Annotated in this window: 9 protein-coding genes; all 9 read right to left on the bottom strand. The window is 71.9% G+C overall.

Features of this window, described 5'->3' with window-relative positions:
• Nucleotides 1–444: 444 nt before the first annotated feature.
• The gene (gene tyrS / locus VH969_RS29180; RefSeq protein WP_331980050.1) at nt 445–1,719 is read right to left on the bottom strand and encodes a tyrosine--tRNA ligase; all 1,275 of its coding nucleotides are present in this window, start codon (nt 1,717–1,719) and stop codon (nt 445–447) included.
• Between the two features lie 140 nt (nt 1,720–1,859).
• Nucleotides 1,860–2,504: a DNA-3-methyladenine glycosylase gene (locus VH969_RS29175; protein ID WP_331980048.1), complete on the bottom strand. Its 645-nt coding sequence runs from the start codon at nt 2,502–2,504 to the stop codon at nt 1,860–1,862.
• A 10-nt stretch (nt 2,505–2,514) separates the two neighbouring features.
• A complete protein-coding gene (locus VH969_RS29170; protein ID WP_331980046.1) occupies nt 2,515–3,747 on the bottom strand; it encodes an MFS transporter in 1,233 nt (410 codons plus the stop codon).
• Nucleotides 3,744–4,304: a helix-turn-helix domain-containing protein gene (locus VH969_RS29165; protein ID WP_331980044.1), complete on the bottom strand. Its 561-nt coding sequence runs from the start codon at nt 4,302–4,304 to the stop codon at nt 3,744–3,746. Before VH969_RS29165 ends, VH969_RS29170 begins: the two co-directional genes overlap by 4 nt.
• 52 nt (nt 4,305–4,356) lie before the next feature.
• Nucleotides 4,357–5,763 carry an argininosuccinate lyase gene (argH, locus tag VH969_RS29160; protein WP_331980042.1) on the bottom strand — a complete coding sequence of 469 codons (1,407 nt, stop codon included), beginning with the start codon at nt 5,761–5,763 and terminating at the stop codon, nt 4,357–4,359.
• The gene (locus VH969_RS29155; RefSeq protein ID WP_331980040.1) at nt 5,756–6,955 is read right to left on the bottom strand and encodes an argininosuccinate synthase; all 1,200 of its coding nucleotides are present in this window, start codon (nt 6,953–6,955) and stop codon (nt 5,756–5,758) included. The genes argH and VH969_RS29155 overlap by 8 nt, the downstream gene beginning before the upstream one ends.
• A complete protein-coding gene (locus VH969_RS29150; protein ID WP_331980038.1) occupies nt 6,948–7,469 on the bottom strand; it encodes an arginine repressor in 522 nt (173 codons plus the stop codon). Before VH969_RS29150 ends, VH969_RS29155 begins: the two co-directional genes overlap by 8 nt.
• Nucleotides 7,466–8,392: an ornithine carbamoyltransferase gene (gene argF / locus VH969_RS29145; RefSeq protein WP_331980036.1), complete on the bottom strand. Its 927-nt coding sequence runs from the start codon at nt 8,390–8,392 to the stop codon at nt 7,466–7,468. Before argF ends, VH969_RS29150 begins: the two co-directional genes overlap by 4 nt.
• Nucleotides 8,392–9,582: an acetylornithine transaminase gene (locus VH969_RS29140; RefSeq protein WP_331980034.1), complete on the bottom strand. Its 1,191-nt coding sequence runs from the start codon at nt 9,580–9,582 to the stop codon at nt 8,392–8,394. The genes argF and VH969_RS29140 overlap by 1 nt, the downstream gene beginning before the upstream one ends.
• Nucleotides 9,583–9,646 lie beyond the last annotated feature (64 nt).

Genomic DNA, 9,646 nt, shown 5'->3' with positions numbered 1-9,646 from the left:
TCCTGAGCCAGGATCAAACTCTCCAACAATGCATCAAGAGAGAAAACATCCCAGCAAACCTGAACCACAAAAGCCCAGGCACAAGCTCACTAGCATCATATTCGGCACACTGTTGAGTTCTCAAACAACACACGCACACCCATCCGAAACTGCAACTGCAGTATGTTCCGGGGGCTTGTCCTCGGTTTTGGCCCGGATCGCTCCGAGCCGAGGGTCACCCACTCTATCACTCGCGTGAGAGCTTGGTTCGTGACCCCCTGCCGGCGCTCGTTCCCGGTGTACCGGGCCCGTTCCGCGCTGGCAGAGAGAAAGTTACACGCACCCGGATCGGGCCCTCCAACCGGCCCCCCTCAAACATCATCTTCGCTGGTCAGCGGACCACCGAACGGGGCACCAGGTATGACAACGTGCGAGCCCGGCCGGATGTTCCCGGCGCCCGCGAGGTCAGACGAGGACCTCGACGCCCGCGGTGTTCCGCTTGCCCCGACGGACGACGAGCCACCGGCCGTGCAGCAGGTCCTCCTTCGCCGGCTGCCAGCCCTCGTCGGTCACCTTCGCGTTGTTGACGTACGCCCCGCCCTCGCCGACGGCCCGCCGGGCGGCGCCCTTGCTCGGGGTGAGCCCGGAGGCGACCAGCAGGTCCACGATCGTGGGCTCGTCGGCCAGGTGGACCGAGCCGGTCGGTGCCTCCGCCATCGCGGCCTTCAGCGTCGACTCGTCGAGCTCCCGCAGCTCACCCCGGCCGAACAGCGCCTGGCTGGCCGCGATGACCTGCGCCGTCTCGTGGTCACCATGCACCAGCCGGGTGAACTCCTCCGCCAGCTTGCGTTGCGCCGAGCGCAGCTGCGGGCGCTGCGCCACGTCCTGCTCGAGCGCGTCGATCTCCTCGCGCGGGAGGAACGTGAACAACCGCAGGTACCGGATCACGTCCGCGTCGCCGGTGTTGACGAAGTACTGGTACCACGCGTACGGCGAGGTCAGCTCGGGGTCGAGCCACACCCGCCCGCCGCCGGTGGACTTGCCGAACTTGCGCCCCTCGGCGTCGGTGACCAACGGCGCGGTCAGCGCGTGCACGGTCTGGCCGTCGACGCGGCGGACCAGCTCGACGCCGCCGATGATGTTGCCCCACTGGTCCGAGCCGCCGACCTGCAGCTTCGTGCCGAACTTGCGGCGCAGCTGCAGGTAGTCGAACGACTGCAGCAGCAGGTAGCTGAACTCGGTGAACGACATGCCGTCGGCCTCGAGCCGGCGCTTGACCGTCTCCCGGGCGAGCATGACGTTGATCGAGAAGTGCTTGCCGACATCGCGCAGGAACTCGAGCACCGGCACGTCACCGGTCCACTCCAGGTTGTTGGCCACGATCGCGCCGGTCGGCGAGTCGTCGAAGTCGACGAACCGCTCGAGCTGGCCGCGGATCCGCTCGGACCACTCGGCGATCACGTCGAGCGAGTTGAGCGTCCGTTCCCCCACGTCGCGCGGGTCGCCGATCATCCCGGTCGCCCCACCCGCGAGCACGATCGGCCGGTGCCCGGCCCGCTGGAACCGCGTCAGCATGAGCAGCGGCACGAGATTGCCGGCGTGCAGGCTCGGCGCGGACGGGTCGAAGCCCGCGTAGAGGGTGACCGGGCCGGCGTCCAGATCCTTCCGCAATGCGGCGAGATCGGTGGACTGCGCGATCAGCCCGCGCCAGGACAGCTCGTCGAGAATGTGTTCTCCCACGGTGACCAATCCTCTCGTACGGGTGGGCGACGAGGCGCACCAGGCAGTACGAGCCCGGCGCCGGATCAGGCGGCGCCGCGATATCGGCGCACGGCGTGGGCGCGCGACGAGGTGGTCGACGAGGTGGTCATGGCACGACGCTAGCGAGCCGCGCGTGGCAGGGGCGAGCGCTTTTGCCGGGCCGCCTTGCCGCCGCGCCGGTACGTGCTGACCGACGGCGAGCCGTCGATCCAGAACCGCCACGGGACGTCCATCGCGACCGCCACGCCCACGCGCGGGCCCGTGCGGATCAGGGACGGCGGCACCGGGTCACCCGCGAGCAGGCGGACCTGCGACTCCGGGTCGGTCAGGTCCACGCCGTTGTGGTGGCGTTCCAGACCGAGTACGCCGGTCAGCCGGGCCGGGCCCTTGGCGAGCTCGGCGTCGCTGCGGGCGGCGGGCCGGCGCGCACGGGCCACGTCGAAGCCCGCGACCACCTCGCCCGCACGCAGCAGCACCGCACCGGGCACGCCGTCGGTCAGCGAGACGACGTTCGCGCAGAAGTGCATGCCGTACACGAAGTAGACGTACAGGTGACCGGCCGGGCCGAACATCACCTCGTTGCGCGGGGTCCGCCCGCGGTAGCAGTGCGACGCGGGGTCGTCGCCGCCCCGGTATGCCTCGACCTCGGTCAGCCGGACCTGGACTTCGCCGGCCTCGAGCACGCAGCCCAGCAGCAGCTTCGCGGCGTCGAGCGGGTCCACCGCCAGCTCCGCGCGGGTGAGGACGGAACCGGGAGCGGCCACGCGGCCGAGCCTATACGGCGACCAGCCGGGCCTGTTCCGCGCGGGCCGCCGGCAGGTACAGCGGCGCCGCGAGGGCCAGGACGACCGCGCCGACCACGATCGCCACGCTCACCGACGCGCCGGACGCGATCGCGGACAGCAGGATCAGGCCCAGGGAGCCGGCCGGCTGCATCATCATCGAGTTGACCGACATCACCGTGGCTCGGTGCTCGCTCGTCACCTCGCGATGGAGCAACGTCATGTGCACCGGGCCACCGGCGCCGTGCACCAGGTAGGAGGCAAGGTAGCCGGTCAGCACCCCGGCAGGTCCGGCGAGCAGGCCCATGCCGGCCACCGCGACGCCCTGCGCGATCCGCAGCACGCCCGCGGTGACGGCCACCCCGATCCGGGCGCTGAGTAGCGGTACCAGCGCGGACCCGGCCGCGGCGGCGAGCCACCCCACTGCGACGGCGGGTCCGGTGATCGCCGCGGCCGCCTGCGGCCCGCCGACCTCCTCGGACAGCCGGACCGGCATGAGCGTCTCGAAGGTGACCATGCCGAAGCCCCAGCACAACTCCACCGCGACGAGCGCCAGCAGGATCCGGGAGCGGCAGACGACCCGCATGCCGTCGGTGATCGCCTTCGGCACGTCCCGCAGCGAGGCCAGCAGCCGGCGCGGGCCGTCCGGGTGCGGCGGTTCACGAACCAGCAGGACGATCGCGACGAGCCCGGCGACCTGCACGCAGAGGGCGACGAGCACCGGCACCACGAGAGCCGGGACGCCGGGTATGTCGGCCCAGGCCACGAGCCCGCCGGTGGCGAGCGCGCCGGCGCCGATGGTCAGCCCGATCACCATCCCGCCGGCGGACAGCCCGCGCTCCAGCTTCGCGGACGGGTCGGCCGCGAGCCTGGCGTCGACGTACCACGCCTCCAGCGGCCCGCTGTCCAGCGCGCGGTAGACGCCCTGCAGCATGGCGAATACCGCGAACTCGGCGACCGAGTCGGCGACGACCAGCAACGACATCGAGCCGAGCGCCACCACAGCCGAGAGAGCGAGGACCGGCCGCCGCCCCCACGAGTCGGACAGCCCGCCGGTCGGCAGCTCCAGCGCCAGCACGACGAACCCCTGCAGGGATGCCGCGAGCCCGAACTCGGCCAGTGTCAGGCCCCGGCTCAGTGCCAGCAGCACGCCGATCGGGAGGCACAGGCCGACCGGGAACCAGCGCAGCGCCAGCAGCACGAGGAACCGCCGGTGCACGTTCACGGCGCGTTCCGCGGCTCGGCGGGCAGGCCGACGACGTGCACGACGACTTGCCGGCCGCCCTCCGGGGTCGGCAGGTCCCGGTACCGCAGCAGCACCTCGTAGAGCTCCTCCATGAGCTCGGCCAGCTGGTCGGCGCCGACTTCGACGATGGCGTCGGACATGCTGGCCGCGTCCCGCCACGCCGCCGGCCAGCGGCTACGTTCCTGTTCCCATTCCTCCACGCGGTCGACCAGGTAGCGCAGCTGTTGCTGGCGCAGCCAGCCCGCCGCGGACCGGTCGTCGGGGTCGGCGTCGAACCGGGTGTTCCGCCAGCTGTGGGAGTCCTGGGCGGCGGCCCAGAAACGCTGCTTGCCGCGTCCCTCGCCGGTCTCCTCGACCAGGCCGACCTCCGCGAGCTTGCGCAGGTGGTAGCTGGTGGCACCGGTGTTGGTGCCCAGCCGCTCGGCGAGCGCCGTGGCGTTGGCCGGCCCGTGCAGCCGCAGCGCGCTGAGCAGCCGGGACCGCAGCGGGTGGGCGAGTACGCGGATGGCACGGCTGTCGAGCTCGACGTTCTTCACACGTGCACAATAACTGTGCACACTATCTATGCACAACTAGTGTGCACACGTTTTATGCAAGCCAGCTCCGCAGGTCGGCCAGCACCTCCGTCACTCGGGCGCGCTGGTCGGCGACCTGTGCCGGCGCCGTCCCGCCGTACGCGTCGCGCGACGCGATCGAGCCTTCGACCGTCAGCACGTCGCGCACCTCGGGCGACAAGGACGGGTGCACCCCGGCCAGCTCCTCGTCGGTCAGCGCCTCCAGGCCCACGCCGCGCGACTCGGCGACCCGCACGCACTCCCCCGCCGCCTCGTGCGCGTCCCGGAACGGAACCCCTTGGCGCACGAGCCACTCCGCGATGTCGGTCGCCAGCGTGAACCCGGCCGGAGCCAACGAGGCGAGCCGCGCGGTGTCGAACCGCAGCGTGCCGACCATGCCGGCGATGGCCGGCAGCAGCAGCTCCAGCTGCTCGACCGAGTCGAACAGCGGCTCCTTGTCCTCCTGGAGATCCCGGTTGTACGCGAGTGGCTGGGCCTTGAGCACCGCGAGCAGCCCGGTGAGGTTGCCGATCAGCCGGCCGGCCTTGCCGCGGGTCAGCTCCGCGACGTCCGGGTTCTTCTTCTGCGGCATGATCGAGCTGCCGGTCGCCCACGCGTCGTCGAGGCGCGCGTAGCCGAACTCGGCCGTGGTCCAGATGATCACCTCTTCGGCGATCCGGGAGAGGTCCACGCCGAGCATCGCGAGGCAGAACGCGATCTCCGCGGCGAAGTCCCGCGCGGCGACGCCGTCGATGGAGTTCTCCGCCGCCGACGCGAATCCCAGGTCGGCCGCCACCGCCGCCGGATCCAGCCCCAGCGACGACCCGGCGAGCGCACCCGACCCGTACGACGACACCGCGGCCCGACGATCCCAGTCCCGCAGCCGGTCCACGTCCCGCAGCAGCGCCTGGACGTGGGCCAGCAGGTGGTGTGCGAGCAGCACCGGCTGGGCGTGCTGCAGGTGGGTACGGCCGGGCATCGCCGCGGTGGGGTGCTGGTCGACCTGGTGCAGCAGCGCCTCGATCACCGCGACCACACCAGCGGCGACCCGGCGGGCGGCGTCGCGCAGCCACATCCGGAACAGCGTCGCCACCTGGTCGTTGCGCGATCGACCCGCGCGGAGCTTGCCGCCCAGCGAAGGGCCGGCCCGCTCGATGAGGCCGCGTTCGAGCGCGGTGTGCACGTCCTCGTCGGCCACGGTCGGCACGAACGCGCCCGACGACACGTCGTCAGCGAGCCGGTCGAGCGCGGCCAGCATGCCGGCGAGCTCGTCGTCGGTCAGCAGCTTCGCGCGGTGCAGGACGCGGGCGTGCGCCCGGGAGCCGGCGATGTCGTACGGCGCCAGCCGCCAGTCGAAGTGGGTCGACGCGGACAGCGCGGCCATCGCCTCGGCCGGTCCCGACTCGAACCGGCCACCCCACAGCTGAACGGGATCAGGCATGGTGCAGGTCGCGCTTCGCCGCGATCTTCGACGGCAGGCCCCACAGCTGCACGAAGCCCTTGGCGAGCGACTGGTCGAACGTGTCGCCCTCGTCGTAGGTCGCGAGGTTGAAGTCGTACAGCGACTGCTCGCTGCGCCGGCCCGTGACGACCGCGCGGCCACCGTGGAGGGTCAGCCGGATCTCGCCGCTGACGTGCTCCTGGGTCTTCGCGATGAACGTGTCCAGCGCGTCCTTGAGCGGGGAGAACCACAGGCCGTCGTAGACGAGCTCCGACCAGCGCTGCTCGACCTGGCGCTTGAACCGGGCGAGGTCCCGCTCGACCGTGACGTTCTCCAGCTCCTGGTGCGCGGCGATCAGCGCGATCGCGCCGGGTGCCTCGTACACCTCGCGGCTCTTGATGCCGACCAGCCGGTCCTCGACCATGTCCAGCCGCCCGACGCCCTGCGCGCCGGCCCGCCGGTTGAGCTGCTGGATGGCCTGCAGCACGGTCACGGTCTCGCCGTCGACGGCCACCGGCACGCCCTTGTCGAACGTGATCACGACCTCGTCCGGGTCGCGCGGCACGGCCGGGTCGTCGGTGTAGGAGTAGACGTCCTCGATGGGTGCGTTCCAGATGTCCTCGAGGAAGCCGGTCTCCACCGCGCGGCCCCACACGTTCTGGTCCACCGAGTACGGCGAGGACTTCGTCTGGTCGATCGGCAGGTTCCGCTCGTGGGCGTAGGCGATGGCCTTCTCCCGGGTCCACGCGAAGTCGCGGACCGGGGCGATCACCTTGAGGTCGGGAGCGAGCGCGCCGATGCCGACCTCGAAGCGGACCTGGTCGTTGCCCTTGCCCGTGCAGCCGTGCGAGACGGTGGTGGCGCCGTGGTACTTCGCCGCCTCGGCGAGGTGCTTGACGATCACCGGCCGGGACAGCGCGGAGACCAGCGGGTAGCGGTCCATGTAAAGGGCGTTGGCCTGCAGCGCGGGAAGGCAGTACTGCTCGGCGAACTCGTCGCGCGCGTCGGCGACGACGGCCTCGACCGCGCCGCAGTCCAGCGCCCGCTTGCGAATGGTGTCGAGGTCCTCCCCGCCCTGGCCGACGTCCACCGCGACGGCCACGACCTCCGCTCCGGTCTCCTCGGCGATCCAGCCGATCGCCACGGACGTGTCCAGGCCGCCCGAGTAGGCCAGCACGATCCGCTCAGTCATTGGTCTCTCCTTCTTCGGTCACGTTTGTTCGCGCCGCGAGCGCGGTGAATCTGTCGGCGAGGTCCTTGCCGGACAACGGTTCCCGGGCGATGACCATCACCGTGTCGTCGCCGGCGATCGTGCCGACGACCTCGTGCAGGGCTGCCCGGTCGATCGCGCTGGCCAGGAACTGCGCGGCACCGGGCGGGGTTCGCAACACGGTCAGGTTCGCCGAGCAGTCCGCGGACACGAGCAGCTCGGCGAGCAGGCGGGCGAGGCGGGACGTGCCACCCCGCACGCCACGCACGGGGCTGCCGTCCTCCGGGATGACGTACACGGCGGCACCGCCGTCCACGCCACGCAGCTTCACCGCGCCCAGCTCGTCGAGGTCGCGGGACAGCGTGGCCTGGGTGACGTCGATGCCTTCGGCGGCAAGGAGCTTCGCGAGCTCGGTCTGGCTGCGGATGCCCATCGAGGACACCAGCTCGACGATGCGGCCCTGCCGGGCGACGCGGGACGTACCGGCGGTGGTCATCGGCGCTCCGCCGCCATGAGCCACGCCAGCAGCGCCTTCTGGCTGTGCAGGCGGTTCTCCGCCTCGTCCCACACCGCGCTCGCGGGCCCGTCGAGCACCTCGTCGGTGATCTCCATGCCGCGGTGCGCGGGCAGGCAGTGCAGCACGATCGCGGTCCGCGCAGCACGGTCGACCAGCCCGGCGTTGACCTGGTACGGCCGGAACGGCGACACCCGGTCCCGGCCGTCGTTCTCCTGCCCCATCGACGTCCACGCGTCCGTGACCAGCACGTCGGCGCCGTCGACCGCGGCGTGCGGGTCGGCGACGAACGAGACGCTGCCGCCGGTCTCCTCGGCGCGGTGCTTGGCGTCGAGCAGGATCTCGCCGTGCGGCTGGAAGCCGGCCGGGCCGCAGATGCGCACGTGCAGGCCCGCCGTGGCGCCGCCGAGCAGCAACGAGTGGGCCATGTTGTTGCCGCCGTCGCCGAGGTAGGTGAGCGTGACGCCGGCCAGCTTGCCGTGCCGCTCGCGGACCGTCTGCAGGTCGGCGAGGACCTGGCACGGGTGGAACTCGTTCGTGAGCGCGTTGATCACCGGGATCGTGGAGACCGAGGCCATCGCGGTCATGCGGGCCTGGGCGAAGGTCCGCCACACCACGGCGTCGACGTAGCGCGAGAGCACCCGCGAGGTGTCCTCGATGGTCTCCTCGCGGCCGAGCTGCATCGTGCGCCCGTCGATGACGATCGGCCGGCCGCCGAGCTGGCCGATGCCGGCCTCGAAAGACAGCCGGGTCCGCGTGGAGTTCTTCTCGAAGATCGTCGCGACCGTCCGGCCACGGAGGACGTCGAAGCCGAGGCGGTCGGCCTTCATCCGGTCGGCGAGGTCGAGGACCTCGGTCTGCTCGGCCGGCGACAGGTCGTCGTCACGCAGGAAGTGGCGGACCATCAGGCCTCCCCGCCGGCGTCGAGGATCTCGGGCAGCGCCGCCAGGAAGCCCTTGACGTCGGCGGCGTCGAGGATCAGTGGCGGGGCGAGGCGGACCGTGTCGGGCTGGACGTTGTTGACCAGGTAGCCGGCCGCGGCGGCGGCACCGGCGACCGCGGTGGCGGCGGGCTCGGCGAGGCCGATGCCGAGCAGCAGGCCGCTCCCCCGCACGCCGGTCACCAGCGGGTGGCGCAGCGCCTCGACGCCGGCGACGATCTCCTTGCCCAGCGCGGCGGCGTGCTCGCACAGGCCGTCGGCGGCGATCGTGCGGAGCACGGCGAGGCCGGCGGCGCAGGCGACGGGGTTGCCGCCGAACGTGGTGCCGTGCTGGCCCGGCTTGAGCAGCTCTCCCGCCGCGCCGACGCCGATACACGCGCCGAGGGGCAGGCCACCGCCGAGGCCCTTGGCCAGCGTGATGACGTCCGGCGTGATGCCGGCCTGCTGGAAGGCGAACCAGCTGCCGAGCCGGCCGACGCCGGTCTGCACCTCGTCGAGGACGAGCAGCGCGCCGGCGGCCGTGGTGATCTCACGGGCGGCCCGCAGGTAGCCGGCCGGGGCCGGGTGGACACCGCCCTCGCCGAGGACCGGCTCGAGGAACACCGCCGCCGTCTCACCGTCCACAGCGGACCGCAGCGCCTCGACGTCGCCGAAGGGCACGTGCGTGACGGTCGGCAGCAGCGGCTCGAACGGCGCGCGCTTGGGCTGCTGGCCGGTGACGGTCAGCGCACCCATGGTCCGCCCGTGGAACGCGCCTTCGCACGCCACGAGCTTGGTGCGGCCGGTGAGCCGGGTCAGCTTGACCGCGGCCTCGACGGCCTCCGCGCCGGAGTTGGCGAACAGCACCTTGGCCTGCCCGGCGAGCCCGGCGACGTCCAGCAGCGTCTCCGCCAGCTCGACGCAGACCGGGTTGACGTAGAGGTTCGAGGTGTGGCCGAGGGTGGCGATCTGGTTCGTCACCGCCTCGACGACGGCCGGGTGGGCGTGGCCGAGCGCGTTGACCGCGATGCCCCCGACGAGGTCGACGTAGCGGTTGCCGTCGGCGTCCCATACGTGCGCGCCCTCGCCGCGGACCAGGGTCAGCGCGGGCGTGCCGTAGTTGTCCATGACGGACGCCCGCCACCGGGCCTGCCCGTCCACATTGGAGGCGATCATGGTTCCTCCCAGTGTCTGATGGTTCACTCCGCTCCTCCGCTACTCGCCGTCCTCCCTCCTCCGT

It is taken from the genome of Actinophytocola sp., assembly GCF_036555685.1.
Lineage (GTDB): Bacteria > Actinomycetota > Actinomycetes > Mycobacteriales > Pseudonocardiaceae > Actinophytocola.
Note: the sequence above shows the minus strand (reverse complement) of the source record. Positions and strands in the feature narration are given on the sequence as shown.

Excerpts from the sequence above, each read along its gene's own strand:
- argH (WP_331980042.1), bottom strand. The coding sequence starts at position 5,763 with ATGCCTGATCCCGTTCAGCTGTGGGGTGGCCGGTTCGAGTCGGGACCG.
- VH969_RS29155 (WP_331980040.1), bottom strand. The coding sequence starts at position 6,955 with ATGACTGAGCGGATCGTGCTGGCCTACTCGGGCGGCCTGGACACGTCC.
- VH969_RS29150 (WP_331980038.1), bottom strand. The coding sequence starts at position 7,469 with ATGACCACCGCCGGTACGTCCCGCGTCGCCCGGCAGGGCCGCATCGTC.
- argF (WP_331980036.1), bottom strand. The coding sequence starts at position 8,392 with ATGGTCCGCCACTTCCTGCGTGACGACGACCTGTCGCCGGCCGAGCAG.
- VH969_RS29140 (WP_331980034.1), bottom strand. The coding sequence starts at position 9,582 with ATGATCGCCTCCAATGTGGACGGGCAGGCCCGGTGGCGGGCGTCCGTC.